Annotated in this window: 19 protein-coding genes and 1 tRNA gene; 13 read left to right on the top strand and 7 right to left on the bottom strand. The window is 69.1% G+C overall.

What is annotated here, in order from left to right:
* The first annotated feature begins 10 nt into the window (after window positions 1-10).
* Complete coding sequence (locus tag G406_RS0140930; RefSeq protein WP_028938364.1) at window positions 11-523, top strand: DUF3558 family protein; 513 nt, start codon at window positions 11-13, stop codon at window positions 521-523.
* Window positions 524-554: 31 nt separating this feature from the next.
* Here G406_RS0140930 and G406_RS0140925 read toward each other — a convergent pair whose 3' ends face one another.
* Window positions 555-1,433 carry an NAD(P)H-binding protein gene (locus tag G406_RS0140925; protein WP_028938363.1) on the bottom strand — a complete coding sequence of 293 codons (879 nt, stop codon included), beginning with the start codon at window positions 1,431-1,433 and terminating at the stop codon, window positions 555-557.
* 63 nt (window positions 1,434-1,496) lie between these two features.
* Here G406_RS0140925 and G406_RS0140920 point away from each other — a divergent pair, with 63 nt between their 5' ends.
* Window positions 1,497-1,883, top strand: coding sequence for a winged helix-turn-helix transcriptional regulator (locus tag G406_RS0140920; RefSeq protein WP_028938362.1), 387 nt, complete (start codon window positions 1,497-1,499; stop codon window positions 1,881-1,883).
* Between the two features lie 82 nt (window positions 1,884-1,965).
* Window positions 1,966-2,514 carry a DUF3558 family protein gene (locus G406_RS0140915; protein ID WP_028938361.1) on the top strand — a complete coding sequence of 183 codons (549 nt, stop codon included), beginning with the start codon at window positions 1,966-1,968 and terminating at the stop codon, window positions 2,512-2,514.
* Here the strand turns inward: G406_RS0140915 and G406_RS0140910 are convergent.
* Window positions 2,496-3,020: a GNAT family N-acetyltransferase gene (locus G406_RS0140910; protein ID WP_037081201.1), complete on the bottom strand. Its 525-nt coding sequence runs from the start codon at window positions 3,018-3,020 to the stop codon at window positions 2,496-2,498. The genes G406_RS0140915 and G406_RS0140910 overlap by 19 nt on opposite strands.
* 58 nt (window positions 3,021-3,078) lie before the next feature.
* Between G406_RS0140910 and G406_RS0140905 the strand changes: the two genes are divergently transcribed.
* Entirely contained in the window at window positions 3,079-3,873 is a 795-nt protein-coding gene (locus G406_RS0140905) for a methyltransferase domain-containing protein (RefSeq protein WP_028938359.1), read from the top strand.
* On the opposite strand, the gene G406_RS52965 is transcribed toward G406_RS0140905, so the two are convergent.
* Window positions 3,870-4,217: a VOC family protein gene (locus G406_RS52965; RefSeq protein WP_037081200.1), complete on the bottom strand. Its 348-nt coding sequence runs from the start codon at window positions 4,215-4,217 to the stop codon at window positions 3,870-3,872. The two genes, G406_RS0140905 and G406_RS52965, sit on opposite strands and share 4 nt — an antisense overlap.
* A gap of 58 nt (window positions 4,218-4,275) precedes the next feature.
* On the opposite strand from G406_RS52965, the gene G406_RS0140895 reads away from it, so the two are divergent.
* Window positions 4,276-4,791 carry a TetR/AcrR family transcriptional regulator gene (locus tag G406_RS0140895; protein WP_028938358.1) on the top strand — a complete coding sequence of 172 codons (516 nt, stop codon included), beginning with the start codon at window positions 4,276-4,278 and terminating at the stop codon, window positions 4,789-4,791.
* Here G406_RS0140895 and G406_RS0140890 read toward each other — a convergent pair.
* The gene (locus G406_RS0140890; protein WP_051343364.1) at window positions 4,781-5,035 is read right to left on the bottom strand and encodes a hypothetical protein; all 255 of its coding nucleotides are present in this window, start codon (window positions 5,033-5,035) and stop codon (window positions 4,781-4,783) included. The genes G406_RS0140895 and G406_RS0140890 overlap by 11 nt on opposite strands.
* 117 nt (window positions 5,036-5,152) lie before the next feature.
* Between G406_RS0140890 and G406_RS0140885 the strand changes: the two genes are divergently transcribed.
* Window positions 5,153-6,097, top strand: coding sequence for an endonuclease/exonuclease/phosphatase family protein (locus G406_RS0140885; protein ID WP_245607406.1), 945 nt, complete (start codon window positions 5,153-5,155; stop codon window positions 6,095-6,097).
* Window positions 6,098-6,100: 3 nt separating this feature from the next.
* Here the strand turns inward: G406_RS0140885 and G406_RS0140880 are convergent, their stop codons facing one another.
* Window positions 6,101-6,664, bottom strand: a complete 564-nt coding sequence (locus tag G406_RS0140880) for a TetR family transcriptional regulator (protein ID WP_028938355.1) — start codon at window positions 6,662-6,664, stop codon at window positions 6,101-6,103.
* A 94-nt stretch (window positions 6,665-6,758) separates the two neighbouring features.
* Here G406_RS0140880 and G406_RS0140875 point away from each other — a divergent pair, with 94 nt between their 5' ends.
* Window positions 6,759-7,658, top strand: a complete 900-nt coding sequence (locus G406_RS0140875; protein ID WP_245607405.1) for an SDR family oxidoreductase — start codon at window positions 6,759-6,761, stop codon at window positions 7,656-7,658.
* 98 nt (window positions 7,659-7,756) lie between these two features.
* Here the strand turns inward: G406_RS0140875 and G406_RS0140870 are convergent.
* Window positions 7,757-7,829, bottom strand: a tRNA-Lys gene (locus G406_RS0140870).
* Window positions 7,830-7,963: 134 nt separating this feature from the next.
* Here G406_RS0140870 and G406_RS0140865 point away from each other — a divergent pair.
* The 4 genes from G406_RS0140865 to G406_RS0140850 all read left to right on the top strand — a co-directional run bounded on the left by G406_RS0140865 (window position 7,964) and on the right by G406_RS0140850 (window position 10,909).
* Window positions 7,964-8,548: a superoxide dismutase family protein gene (locus G406_RS0140865; protein ID WP_028938353.1), complete on the top strand. Its 585-nt coding sequence runs from the start codon at window positions 7,964-7,966 to the stop codon at window positions 8,546-8,548.
* A 126-nt stretch (window positions 8,549-8,674) separates the two neighbouring features.
* Complete coding sequence (locus G406_RS0140860; RefSeq protein WP_028938352.1) at window positions 8,675-8,962, top strand: hypothetical protein; 288 nt, start codon at window positions 8,675-8,677, stop codon at window positions 8,960-8,962.
* The gene (locus G406_RS55080; protein WP_051343363.1) at window positions 8,959-9,705 is read left to right on the top strand and encodes a lytic transglycosylase domain-containing protein; all 747 of its coding nucleotides are present in this window, start codon (window positions 8,959-8,961) and stop codon (window positions 9,703-9,705) included. Before G406_RS0140860 ends, G406_RS55080 begins: the two co-directional genes overlap by 4 nt.
* Before the next feature lie 19 nt (window positions 9,706-9,724).
* Window positions 9,725-10,909: a pyridoxal phosphate-dependent aminotransferase gene (locus G406_RS0140850; RefSeq protein ID WP_051343362.1), complete on the top strand. Its 1,185-nt coding sequence runs from the start codon at window positions 9,725-9,727 to the stop codon at window positions 10,907-10,909.
* A gap of 1 nt (window position 10,910) precedes the next feature.
* Here G406_RS0140850 and G406_RS0140845 read toward each other — a convergent pair whose 3' ends face one another.
* Complete coding sequence (locus G406_RS0140845; RefSeq protein WP_028938350.1) at window positions 10,911-11,936, bottom strand: threonine aldolase family protein; 1,026 nt, start codon at window positions 11,934-11,936, stop codon at window positions 10,911-10,913.
* A gap of 177 nt (window positions 11,937-12,113) precedes the next feature.
* Here G406_RS0140845 and G406_RS0140840 point away from each other — a divergent pair, with 177 nt between their 5' ends.
* Together G406_RS0140840 and G406_RS0140835 are read left to right on the top strand one after the other, a co-directional pair.
* On the top strand, window positions 12,114-12,635 hold the full coding sequence (locus G406_RS0140840; RefSeq protein WP_028938349.1) for a SigE family RNA polymerase sigma factor: 522 nt from the start codon (window positions 12,114-12,116) through the stop codon (window positions 12,633-12,635).
* A complete protein-coding gene (locus tag G406_RS0140835) occupies window positions 12,617-13,288 on the top strand; it encodes a hypothetical protein (protein ID WP_028938348.1) in 672 nt (223 codons plus the stop codon). Before G406_RS0140840 ends, G406_RS0140835 begins: the two co-directional genes overlap by 19 nt.
* Window positions 13,289-13,634: the final 346 nt, after the last annotated feature.

Here is a 13,634-nt window from a genome sequence, read left to right as displayed (position 1 = left end):
GTGGAGGGGCATGACGGTCGGGGAGTGTGCGATGCGCGGGTGGGCGAGTGCGGTAGCCGGGTTGACGATTGCTCTGGCGGGTTGTGGTGCTTCGGTCCCGTCGACCTCGCCGCCGGAGCCCGTCGCTGCTCCGGCGCAGGTCAACCCGTGTGCGTTGCTGAGCACCGCGCAGCGGACCACGCTGGGACTGGGCATGGGCTCGCAGCAGCCCGACGACCGCGACGCCGGTCTGGTCAGCTGCAGCTGGACCAACATGCCGATCGCGGCGAACGAGCCGAGCATCGACTACACCGCGCGGCTCGTGGACGGGCCGGCCGTGACGTCCGGCGAGGTCGCCAGGCCGAGCGAGGACCAACGGACGCACTGCACCTACCAGGTGGAACTGTCGCCGAGCCGTTCGCTGGTCGTCGGCTACGGCAACATTCCCGGCGACGTCCCTGGGATCAACCACCAGTTGGCCTGCCAGCAAGCCCAGGCGGCGGCCACCGCGATGACCGCCACCTACCGAGCAGCACCCCGGTAGGTCGTGAGTGGCTAGGGCGCCTATAGGCGCCCTAGCCACTCACGACCTTGGGCTGGGTGGTGAGCGCGGCGGCGACCGCGGCGGTCCAGGGTTCGGTGGGACGGCCGAGCAGGCGGCTCAACGTGCCGTCGCCGCGGGCGAGCTCACCCCTGGCGACCGCGTCGTCGACGTCCTGCAGGATCGCGGCCACGTCGGCGGGCAGCCCGGCGCCGACCAGGATCGCCCGGTGCTCCTCGGGTGACACGTGCTGGTAGACCACCGACCTGCCGGACCGGCGCGACACCTCGTCGGCCAGTTCGGCGAAGCTCCACGCGGTGTCACCGCTCAGCTCGTAGGCGGTCTGGACCGGGCCGTCGGCGAGCAGCACGGCCACCGCGGCCTCGGCGTACTCGGCGCGGGTCGCCGAGGCGACCCGCGCGTCCGGCCCGGCCGACCCGACGATCGCGCCGCGAGCGATCGCGGGCGCGAGCTGCTCGGTGTAGTTCTCCGTGTACCAGCCGTTGCGCAGCACCGCGTACTCCAGGCCGGACTCGGCGAGCGCCAGCTCCGTTCCCTTGTGGTCGTCGGCGAGCGTGAAGTTCGCCTGCTCGCCGCCCAGCACACCGGTGTAGACCAGTCGCGTCACGGTGCCGCTCGCCTTCGCGGCGTCGATCACCGCGCGGTGCTGTGGAACCCGCTGACCCAACGGTCCGGAGGACGAGACCAGCAGCACCCGGTCGGCGCCGGCGAGCGCGGCGGACACCGTCTCGGGCCGGGTGTAGTCGGCGAGCCGCGCCTCGACACCGAGGTCGGCTATCGACTCCGGTCGGCGGGCCGTCGCCACGATCTCGCCGGCGGGCACACCGTTGGCCAGCAGCTTCTTGATGACTCCTCGGCCGAGGTGGCCGCTTGCTCCAGTGATCACGATCATGGGTTCGACGGTAGACTCGACACTAACTTTAGGTAAGTACGTACTCGAAAGTGCGGTAATGGCATGCAGGTAAGTGTCGAGGTAGAGGGCTTTCCGTTCGATGTCTTCGAGCCGAACTGTCCGAGCCGGGGTGTCCTGGAGCACGTCACGAGCCGATGGGCGGTGCTGGTGCTGTGGCTGCTGCTCGAGGAGGGCACCCTGCGGTTCAGCCAGCTGCGGCGCCGGGTCGGCGGGGTCAGCGAGAAGATGCTCGCGCAGACCCTGCAGCGCCTCGAACGCGACGGCTTCGTCGAGCGGATCGCCCATCCGGTGATCCCGCCGCACGTCGACTACTCGCTCACGCCGCTCGGTGTTCCCGCTGCTCAGCAGGTTGCCGGCCTGGCGTCCTGGATCGAGCAGCAGCTGCCCGCCGTGCAGTCCGCGCGCGAGGCGTACGACAGATCAAAATGACGCCAAACCGTGTCGTGAGCACGGTGAAAGATTCATCTGACAGGTATATAAAAGTGTTTCGGGGGTCAAGTACTGAAAGCTGGTGATCACGGTGGGCCAGTGGCTGCGAGTAGTCGCCGGTATGGCGTGTGGTGTCGGTGTGGTACTGGTAGCGGCGTGTGGCACTGCCAACCCGCCTTCGGGTTCGGCGACGATCAGCGCTCCGACCAGCGGCGCGGCGGACGCCACGACTGATTCGTGCAAGTTGCTCACCCCGTGGCAGTTACGTCAGCTGGCCGTCACCAAGGGCGCGCCGCAGCAGAGCAACGACAACCTCGGCGGAACCTTCTGCACCTGGTCGAACATCCCGGCCAGCGACGGCAGCGTGTACTCGGCACGGCTGATCAACAGCCCGGTCTCGTCGACGAAGCCGGCGGCCGCGATCTCCGGGTTCAACACGACCGAGGTGGCCGCCTCACAGCTGAACCCGGACACGAGCTGTGTCTACCTGCTGAACGTCGAGCAGAACCGTCAGCTGTGGGTGCAGTACACCAAGGGCGGCAACGTCCAGGGCATGAACCATCAGGTGGCCTGCCGCAAGGCGCAGGCGGCGGCGGCCGACATGGCGGTCACCTACCGTTCGCTGCGGTAGGGCAAGTCCAGACGGCGGTGGAAGCGAACCTCGGGTAGCTCGGTTCCGTCGGGACGGTGTTCGATGCGTTCGGCACCGTCCTCCCGCCAGTCGTGCCGGCGGTAGAAGCTGAACGCACGTTCGTTCCCGACGAGGGCCCACAGGATCGCGTCGGCGAACCCGAAGTCCCGCATCGCGGCCAGTGCGGCGGTGTGCAGCCGGCTGCCGATTCCCTGGCGCCACCGGTCCGGCCGCAGGTAGAGCGCATACAGTTCGCCGTCCGAATGGTCACCGCGACACGGGCCGATGGAGGCGAAACCGACGATGTCGGCCTCGGTGGCCACGAACGTCGCGGTCCTGGGCATTTCGTCGGCGAGGATGCTCGACCATCGTTCCCCCCGGTGGGCGGGGGACAGGTTGTCCAGCACTTCGGCGGGGAGCAGACCCCGGTAGGCCTCACGCCAGGAAGCGACCTGGACCTCGGCGATCCCGGCCGCGTCCTGAACGGTCGCCGAGCGAATGTGCATCAGAGATTGTTGCGTAGGGACGTCGGCGAGCGCTCGTACGGCCGAGCAAGATGGTCCGGTGACAAACGATCAGGGTTACCTGTTGGACAACCAGCAGTCCGAGGCCGGGCGGCGGTTCGACGCGCTGTCCCGGCTGCTCGACCCGGTGACGTTCCGGCACTTCACCGCGGTGGGTGTGGCGACGGGGTGGGCGTGCTGGGAGATCGGCGCGGGCGGGGCCAGCGTGCCGGCCTGGCTGGCCGAGCGGGTCGGTCCGTCGGGCCGGGTGGTGGCGACCGACATCGACACCGCGTGGATGCCCGCCGAGGGCGCCGCGTTCGAGGTGCTGCAACACGACGTCGGCGTCGACCCGCCGCCCTCTGGCGGTTTCGACCTGGTTCACGCCCGGTTGGTCCTGACCCATGTGCCCAGGCGGGTCGAGGCGCTCGCGTCGATGGTGCGGGCGTTGCGACCTGGTGGCTGGATGGTGATCGAGGACGCCGACCCGGCGTTGCAGCCGTTGATCTGCCCGGACGAGTTCGGGCACGCGCAGCAGCTGGCGAACCGTCTGCGTCAGGGGTTCCGCACGTTGATGGCGGAGCGCGGCGCCGAGCTGGCGTTCGGCAGGACGCTGCCCCGATTGCTACGGGAGTCGGGGCTGGAGGACGTGCAGGCAGACGCCTACTTCCCGATCACCTCACCAGCGTGCACCGACCTGGAGACCGCGACCGTGCACCAGATTCGGGATCGGCTCCTCGCGGCCGGTCTGGCCACCGAGGCGGAGATCGAACAGCACCTGGCCAATGTGGCCGATGGTCAGCTCGATCTGGCTACCGCGCCGTTGATCTCGGCGTGGGGCCGCAAGCCGCTCTAGAGCGCCTGATCTGTGGACTGGTCCATCACGTAGATCGCGGCGCCACCCGGGTCCTGGTACGTGGCCAGGAAGCCGCCGGGAATCTCCGAGGGCTCCGCGACGACGCCGAGGGTCTCTGGACGTCCGGCATGGAAGGTCTTGAGGCTGTCGACGACGAACAGCGGCCCGACCGGAGCTTCGGGGTCGTTCGCGTCGAGCATGACCTGCACATCGCTACCTGGCAGCGTGAGGGCGACGGTCGCGTCGCCCTCACGCCACACCTCGGTGAAGCCGAGGGTGTCTCGGTAGAGGGCGAGTGAGGCCTTCAGATCGGAGGTCGGGACGAGCAGGAACTCGAGCTTCACGGCGGATCCTCTCGTGTCGTAACTGGATTACGGCGGAGCATAATCGCATTATGTCCACGTGCACGAGTGGATTCCGGTGTCGACCTCGCCGAAGGGCAGGCTCGCGCTCGCCGCGGTCACGGAGTTTGGCCTGCGCCCCTTCGACGAGGTCACCGTGGCGGAACTGTCCGCCGCGGCCGGGGTCACCACGGGTGCGCTCTACCACCATTTCGGCAGCAAGCTCGGGCTGTACGCCTTCGTGCGGGAGGACGTCGAGCAGCGCCTCCTGGACCGCATGGAAGGCGCGCTGGCAGCGGGTCAACCGGACCGGTCTGCCGCTGTGACATCAGCCTTGCTCGTCGGGCTGGATTTCGCCGTCCGGGAGAGCTTCCTCCGCATCCTGGGTGACCCTCCCGCTGGTACGGATCACGACCGTCTCGCCGACATGCTCGGCCGCACGACGGCACCGGTTCTCGGTCAGGTGCTCGCGGCGGCCTGGCGCGCGGCACTCACCGCCGTCGCGGAGGGAGCCGAGCCGGAGGAAGCTCGCGCGGCCATCGCGGCTCTGATGGTGCAGACACCGCTCAGTGGGTGAGCTGCCAGACCTCGCGAGCGATTTCGGCGTAGCGGTCTACGGGGCCGGCGATGTCCGCACTGAACCAGTGCGTGAATTCTTCGTGGATGATGCGCCGCAGGTCGGACTCGGTCGCGGCTTCGGCTAAACGGGGGACGATCGTCCTGGCTTCCGGCCCGTACTCGTCGGTGTTGTGCTCGAAGTTGATGCCGATCGGGTCGTGCCGAAACAAGAGCGCCTCGACGTCGGCTTCCAACCCATCCATGCGTCGAACGTTATCAAGTATGAGCTGGTTGTCGTCACGTGTAAGCCGCACGCCATGTCTGGTTTGCCCGGTGTTCGGGTGATACGCGCGATCCTTGCAAGGTCAAGGATGAGGAGCGTGGTCACCGTGGTGGTGCTGGGTACCTGGAACCTGGAGAACCTGTTTCGTCCCGATGGTGGTGCGCAGGCCTATGACGCGAAGCTGGCGGCGCTGGCCTCGACGATCACCACGTTGAGCCCGGACGTGCTGGCGGTGCAGGAGGTCGGCCAGCCCGAGGCGTTGGCCGACCTGGTTGCTCGGCTGGGCGGCGAGTGGCACACCGAGCTGGCTGCGCCCGACGGTCGAGGCATTCGGGTCGGGTTCATCTCCCGGTTGCCGCTCGCGGGTGTGGAACAGGTAGCGGACTTCCCCGACAAGCTTCGCCCGGTGCAGGTCGACGACACCGGTGCGCCGGTCTCGACGATGGGTCGTCCCGCATTGCATGTGCGGGTCGAAGCCGCCGGCCGCGCGTTCGACCTGGTGAGCTGCCACCTGAAGTCGAAACTGTTGACCTTCCCGGGTGGGCGCTTCTCCACGTCGGACGAGGGTCTACGAGCCCGGTACGCGGTGTACGCGCTCAACCGGCGCGCCGCCGAAGCCGCCACGGTCCGGGACTACGCAACGCGGCTGCTCGACGGACAGGGCGATCAACGAGCGGTCCTCGTGCTCGGCGATCTCAACGACGAGCCGGAGGCGGCGACGACGCAGATTCTGCTCGGTCCGCCGGGCTCGGAGATCGGGACGGGCGGGTTCACCCAGCCTGATCAGGGTGACGGTCAGCGACTGTGGAACCTGGCCCCGCTGATCCCCGCCGAGCAGCGCTATTCCCGCATCTACCAGGGCAGGCGCGAGCTCATCGATCACATCCTGGCCAGCGGTGCCGTGGCGCGAACGCTGACCGAGGGTGACGTGACCAGCGGCGGCGCCACGCCCGCGTCGATCGGCGACAACCCCCACGCGCGCGCCGACCAGCCCGGCTCGGACCATCGCCCCCTCGTCGTCGAGGTCGCTGACCGGCCGTGACCACTAGAGGGCGATCGCCGATCGCAGGTCCCTCAGTGACTCGTCCATCAATCGCCTGAGGGCGGTCGGGTCGTCCTGGTCGACCCAACGGGCGAAGGCCACGTGAAAGACGGTCACGCTCGCGTGGGCGACGAGGATCGCGGCGTTGGCGGGGACGCCGCGATCAACGAGCGCGGCCTGGACGGCTCCGGCAAGCGACTGAAGCTTGATCAGCTCGCGCTCCTGCAGCTCCGGGTTCGCCGCGACGACCCGGGCCCGTATCCGGGCGAAGGCGTAGCGGTCGGTGAACAGCTCGGCCACCCCATCGAGCCCAGCAAAGACCGCGACCATCGGGCCTGCGTCCGCCGGGGCCGTTTCGATCCCGGCGACCCAACGTTGCTGAAGCTCGTGCGCGCCGCTGAACAGCACTTCGCGCTTATCGGAGAAGTACCGGAAGAAGGTCCGTTTGGTCAGGCCAGCGGCCTCGGCGATCTGCGCGACCGTGGTCTGGTCGTAGCCCTGCTCCTCGAAGAGGGCTATGGCGGCCCGACTGAGGCGGCCTTCGGCGTCTGGTCTCCAGCGGGACATCGCCTCTCAGCGTACTTGATGGCACCAAGTGACATGGGGTGCTACGTTCGATGTCACCAAGTGACATCGAATCCTTGATGGAGTCCTCATACATGTGTTCGTCACCGGAGCGTCAGGCCACATCGCCGCCGCCGTCATCCCCGAACTGATCAACAACGGGCATCGGGTCGTCGGCCTCGCACGCTCCGACGCCTCGGCCGCGGCGATCACCGCGCTCGGTGCCGAGGTCCACCGCGGCGATCTGGACGAACTCGACGATCTCAAGGCCGAGGCCGCCCGGGCCGACGGCGTGATCCACCTCGCCTTCAAGCACGAGGCGATGCGTACCGGCGACTTCACCGGCGCGGTCGACTCGGATCTGGCCGCCATCCGAGCGATCGGCGAGACCCTGGTCGGTACCGACAAGCCCTTCGTGACGACCGGCGGCACCTTGATGCTCGCCATGGCCGGGATCACCGGCCGCCCCGGCACCGAGGACGACCAGTCCGGCGGCGGTCCCCGCGTCGATGCGGCGAACTACACGATCAGCCTGGCCCAGCGGGGCGTGCGCTCTTCGGTCGTGCGGCTCGCGCCCATGGTCCACAGTGACCTCGACCACCACGGCTTCACCCACGCCCTGATCGGCTTCGCCCGGGAGAACGGAGTGGCCGCCTACACCGGTGACGGCTCCAACCGCTGGCCCGCGGCCAACACCTACGACATCGGCGTCCTCTACCGCCTGGCGCTGGAGAAAGCCTCCGCCGGTTCGACGCTGCACGGCGTCGGCGACACCGGCATCACGCGCAAAGTGATCGCCGAGACGATCGCGGGCAAGCTCGGAATCGAGACCATGAGCATCACCGAGGAGCAGGCCCCGCGGTACCTCGGCTTCCTCGCCGTCTTCGCCGGCCTCGACAACCCGACGTCCAACAACAAGACCCGCGAACTGCTGGGTTGGGAGCCGACCCGTCCCGGCTGGATCGAGGGCGTGCGAACCGGCCATTACTTCGGGTAAGTCCGGCGCCAGGACGACTCTCGGGTGTCCAATAGGACGTTCAGCGACCAGCCCGGTCACACCACCATGCGGATGAGGAGTCGGACCTGAGGTAAGTGTGGGCCCCCGGGGGATCGAACCCCGAACCCGCGGATTAAAAGTCCGCTGCTCTGCCGATTGAGCTAGAGGCCCCGTGCGGTGACCCAGCGTACCTGGCCCGTCCGAGTGGACCTGACCCTATCCGAACGGGTGACCCGATCCGGTGGCGTTGGCCTGGGAGAGAAGCCAAGACATGATCGTTTCCCGATGATTACACTATGCAAAAGTTGAAGAGATACCTGACGGTCGTCGGGACTACGGGTGTACTGCTCGCCGCCGCCGGGTGCGGGAGCTCCGAGAAGCCGTCCACGATGCCGGACATGCCGCATCCGGCGTCGTCCAGCACCGGTACGCAGGTGATGGTCACGTTCGCCAAGGACAAGGCTGCCTTCAACTACGACAAGAAGCTCGTGCCGGACGGCGCGCGGGCGCTGGTCGCGGAGTACATCCAGGACAACTCGACGACGATCACGTTGAGTGTGCACGGGTTGCTGCCGAACCGGGCGTACGGCGCGCACGCGCACGCCAAGCCGTGTGGGCCGGTGGGGGATGACGCGGGTGCGCATTTCCAGCACATGCCTGATCCGGTGAAGCCGTCGGTGAACCCGGCATTCGCCAATGCGCAGAACGAGATTTGGCTCGACTTCACGACCGACGCGCAGGGCAACGCGACCGTCACGCGCACCGTCGAGTGGAAGTTCACCGATGCGCGGGCCGGGTCCGTCGTGATCCACGCCGACCCCACTCAGACCGCTCCCGGCAAGGCCGGCACCGCGGGCGCACGGGCGGCGTGTGTGAGCGCCAGTCTCTAATGGGATTGCCATGATCACCACCGCCTGAGGGCTGATTTCGGGCCGAAGAACAGCCATCAGACGGTGGTGATCTTGGCGCCACTAACTCGATGGAACCGTTGCGTGTCGGGAGCCGTCTCTACTGGCATGACGCGCTACGTGACCAAGGACCTCGAGCAGGTCGGCACCGAGTTGGCCCGGCGGGCCGCTGAGATCACCACCTGGTTGGACTCGGCGGCCCGAGCTGCTCCCCCTGGCGTGCCCGACGAGCAGGCTCGGGCGATCGCCGACGTCGATCTTGCCTGCTACCAGGCGTTGTCGCAGACGGCGGACCGATTATCCGCGGCGGCGGGCGCCGTCGCGGCCTGCGCGATCGACATGCGGACCACGGACGCCGACATCGCCCGGCGGATGTGCCGGACGGGTGTCTGGTGAGCACGCCCTCGGAGGCGGCGTCGGTGCGCTGGGCCGAGGCGTCGGCGTTGCTCGGGCACGCGGGGCGGGCGCCGATCCAGCTGGTCACGTGGCTCGGGCCGGCGTGGACCGGGGACGCGGCCCGGGCGTACCAGGGCTGGGCCGAAGCGCTCGAACAGGCCACCCGCCGGCTGGCGGGGGCGTTGTCCGGCCTCGCCGCCGTGGTGACGAGACGTCCGTCGCCGGGGTGGGACCTCGAGCTGCGGGCCGTGGAGCGGGCGTTGCGTGAGCTGTCCCAGGTACGGGTCCCGGGAACACCTCGAGCGCCGACGCCGAGGCAGAACATTCCTCGGCCTCGGCCGCCCACTGACGAACGCCTGCATCCGGTCACGCCGAAGCGCGGCGGCGGCTCGGTCGACCAGTGGGTAACCGAGGCCACCCGGATTCTGCGTGCGAACGGGTACCGCGACGAACAGATCGACACGGAGGACATCAAGACGATCATCAAGTACGAGTCGGCGGGCAACCCGGACGCGGTCAACAACAGCGACAGCAACGCGCGCCGGGGGACACCGTCGACCGGGTTGATGCAGACGATCCCGCCGACGTTCGCGCGCTGGCACCTTCCGGGACACGACAACATCCGCGATCCGGTCGACAACATCATCGCCGGCGTCCGGTACGCGGTCGCCCGCTACGGCTCGGTGTCGCAGGCCCCGGGCATCGTCAGTCTGGCGGCGGGAGGTCGATATCGGGGCTACTGAGCGGCTTAGGCTGCACCACATGATCGGTGGAGCTGAGGCCAGGCTGTCGGTGGCGCAACGGGCGGCGGTCGAGCCGTTCCACGTGATGGACGTCTGGGCGGCGGCAGGCGCGCGGCAGCGCAGTCACGGCGACCTGATCAACCTGTCGGCCGGTCAGCCGTCCACGCCGGCACCCGCGCCGGTCCGCACCGCCGCGGTTCAGGCGCTGAACACGGATGTGCTCGGCTACACGGTCGCCACCGGTATCCCGGAGCTGCGTTCCGCGATCGCCGGCCACTACCTCGGTTGGTACGGCGTCACCGTCGAGGCCGAGGACGTCCTGGTCACCACCGGGGCATCCGGTGGGTTCCTGCTCGCCTTCCTCGCCGCGTTCGATGCCGGCGATCGCGTCGCGCTGGCCCGCCCTGGCTACCCCTGCTACCGCAACATTCTGGGTGCGCTCGACTGCGAGGTCGTGGAGCTCGACTGCGGACCGGACACCCGTTTCCAACCCACCCGCGACATGCTCGAGGAGGTCCATCGATCCGACCCGGTCAAGGGGTTGATCCTGGCGAGCCCGGCCAACCCGACCGGCACCGTGCTCGAACCCGACGAGCTGGCCGACATCGCGCGGTGGTGCGAGGACAACGGGGTGCAGCTGGTCAGCGACGAGATTTACCACGGCCTGTCGTATCCGGGTGCGCCCTCGACCAGCTGCGCGTGGCAGACCTCGCGCGAAGCGATCGTCGTCAACTCGTTCTCGAAGTACTTCTCGATGACCGGGTGGCGGCTGGGCTGGCTGGTCCTGCCACCTCGGCTGGCCGACGCGGCCTACCGGCTCGCCGGCAACTTCACGGTGTGCCCGCCCGCACTGCCGCAGCACGCCGCGGTGGCCGCGTTCGACCCGGTCAGCATCGCCGAGGTCGAGGGACACGTCGCCCGGTACGCGGTGAACCGGTCGCTGCTGCTCAACGGGTTGCCCGAGATCGGCATCGAGGCGCTCGCCCCGGCGGACGGAGCGTTCTACGTCTACGCCGACATCGGGCATCTCAGCCAGGACACGATGAGCTACTGCCGCACGTTGCTCGCCGACACCGGCATCGCGGTCGCGCCCGGACTCGACTTCGACACGGTGCGCGGCCAACGCTTCATCCGGCTGTCGTTCGCGGGCGAGACCGCCGACATCTCCGAAGCCCTGGACCGCCTCGGCAAGTACTGGGGCTGAGTCAGGCGGGGCGAGTGCTCGGCGCCTCGACCGGGCCGATGCGGGCCAGCGCTGTCTCGATGTCGGCGTCGGTCAGGTCGCCGTGGGTGACGAACCGGACCGCGTTGCCCATCGGTACCGCCAGCACACCGGCCTGCTCGAAGCGGCGCAGCGTGCTGGACAGGTCGGCCGGCCACATCAGCACGATGTTCGTCGCCGGCTCGTTGACCTGCCAGCCGCGCTCCGCGAGGCCCGAGGCCAGGCGGGCGGCCCGGACGTGGTCCTCGGCGAGTCGCTCGATGTTGTCCAGCGCGACCAGACCAGCCGCGGCGAGCACACCGCCCTGGCGGACGCCGCCACCCAGCATCTTGCGCAGCCTGCGAGCCTCCGCGATGAACTCGGCCGACCCGGCGACCACCGAGCCGACCGGCGCGCCGAGGCCCTTGCTGAGACAGACCTGGACCGTGTCCACCCCGACGGTGAGCGCTGCGGGCGGGAGCCCGAGCGCCACCGCGGCGTGCCACAGGCGAGCGCCGTCGAGGTGCACGGTGAGCCCGGCGTCCCGCGCGGCGGCGGCGAGCGCGGCGTGCTGGTCGACCTCGGTGACCGTGCCACCGGCCGACATGTGCGTGTTCTCCAGACACAGCAGCGTGGTGCGCAGCGCGTAGTACGGCGCGTCCTTGCCGGCCGCGCGCACCACCGCGTCCGGGCTGATCCGGCCGGGACCGGCGTCGTGCGGCAACGGCCGGGGCATGCCGCCGGCCAGCCACGCGGGTGTACCGAGCTCGGCGTCCAGAACGTGCGCACCGGCGGGCGCGAGGAACGCATCGCCCCGCTTCAGGTGCGCCATCATCGCGATGATGTTGCCCATCGAGCCGCTGGGCGTCCACAGCGCGGCCTCGGTGCCGACCAGCTCGGCAACCCGATCCTGCAACGCGGCCATCGTCGGGTCGCCGTCGAGAACGTCGTCGCCGACCTCGGCGGCGGCCATCGCCTCGCGCATCCGCTTGCTCGGACGGGTGACGGTGTCAGAACGAAGATCGATCATCGACGTGACCGACGACCGGGATCGGCCGCCGAACCGGGAACCGCTTCGAGTGCTGGACCGCGACCCAGCGCGTGGAGAATGCCGCACACTGAGACATTGAAGCAGCCCCCACCGACAATGTCGCGGCGGGGTAACGAACTGATAAAGGCGTCTTTACCTGTGGCGGGAGTGACTGGAGTGGATCAGGCCGGCGAGGCGGCGTTCGCCGACTACTTCCGGGCCCGGCGCGAGGTCGTGCGGCGAAACGCCTACCTGTTGTGCGGCGACTGGCACCGGGCCGACGACCTCGCTCAGACCGCGTTCGTCGCGCTGCACCGCAAGTGGGACTCGATCCGGGATCCCGGTGCTGTCGATGCCTACCTGCGTCGCATCCTGGTCCGTGCCATGATCGACGAGACTCGACGGCCGTGGCGCCGCGAGCGGGCGGTGCCGGAGACCCCCGAACCGATCCATCAGGGTCGGTCCGATGGCACTGCGGAGCAGGTGACCACCCGGCACACGCTGACCCAGGCGCTGGACCGGCTGCCCCCTCGGCAACGCGCGGTACTGGTGCTGCGTTTCCTGGAAGGACTGGACGTGGCCGCGACCGCGAAGGCGCTGGGCTGCCGGCAGGGCACGGTGAAGAGCCAGACCTCGCACGGTCTGGCGACGCTGCGCACGGTGCTGGGAGGGGAGTCGGCGTGGATCAACGCAAGCTGACCGAGATGTTCTCCGACGCGGCGGACGACGCGGACCGAGGTGCACCGCCCGCCACATTCGGCCATGACGACGTGCTGGCCGGGTCCCGGCGGGCGCGCGAACGGTCCCGGCGCAGGATGACCGGCGGCGTGGCGATCGCCGCTGTGGTGCTGGTCGGGGCCGGACTGTTCAGCGCGGGCCGGCTGACCGCGCCGTCCGGTGATTCGACGACCCTCGCGCAGCCGTCGAGCGCCCCCGCCGAGGCACCCGCCCAGCCGTACGCGGCGGCACCGGACGCCGCGCAGAAACGGGTCGCGCCCAGCGACTGCTCCGAACCGGACCAGCAGCTGTTCGACCAGCTCAGCGCGGTGTTGCCGCAGCTAAAAGGGGTCACACCACGCCCACTGGGTGATCAGGTGAGCTGTCCACGAGGCGCGCGGGGCTTCGAGGTCGACGTCACCGACGGCGCCGCCAGCGGCACGCTGCGGGTGCTGCTCTCCCCGAACGGCGGCGGAATGACCATCCAGCGTGGCCACGGCGGATCGATCATCACGACCTCGACCAGCACCGAGAGCGGAGGCTCGTTGTCCCTCTCGGCCATCTCGGACTCGGGCCCAGCCCCCTACGGCAAACGCATCAACCAGTTGGCCCACACCCTCGCCGACCAGAACTGAGGCCGGCCCTTCGCGCGTCCAAGTTTCCGGTCGGGACCCCTCGTCGGCTTCGCCTCGAGGGGTCCGCGACCGGAAACTTACGGCGGCTTCGCCGGTCGCTTCGCTCCGGCTTCGCTGCCGTCGCTGACGCGCGCTTGTCTGGTTGCGTTCTGCTTCGCCTGGTGCGTTCTTTGCAGTGCTGCGCACTGAACCCCCTGCGGGGAGACTCGCGGAGCGGACCTCGCGCACTCGCAGACCTTCTGGCCCACCTCGCAGACCCACGTGTTGTGTCGCAGATGCTGCAGTGTCTGCGACGCGACATGACGCTCTGCGAGGTGTTGCGAAAGTGGTCAGTGGGGCCAGGGGT

It is taken from the genome of Actinospineispora spinosispora DSM 44797, from assembly GCF_000429025.1.
GTDB lineage: Bacteria > Actinomycetota > Actinomycetes > Mycobacteriales > Pseudonocardiaceae > Pseudonocardia > Pseudonocardia spinosispora.
The sequence above is the reverse complement of the archived record's forward strand: the minus strand, read 5'-3'. Positions and strand labels throughout refer to the sequence as shown.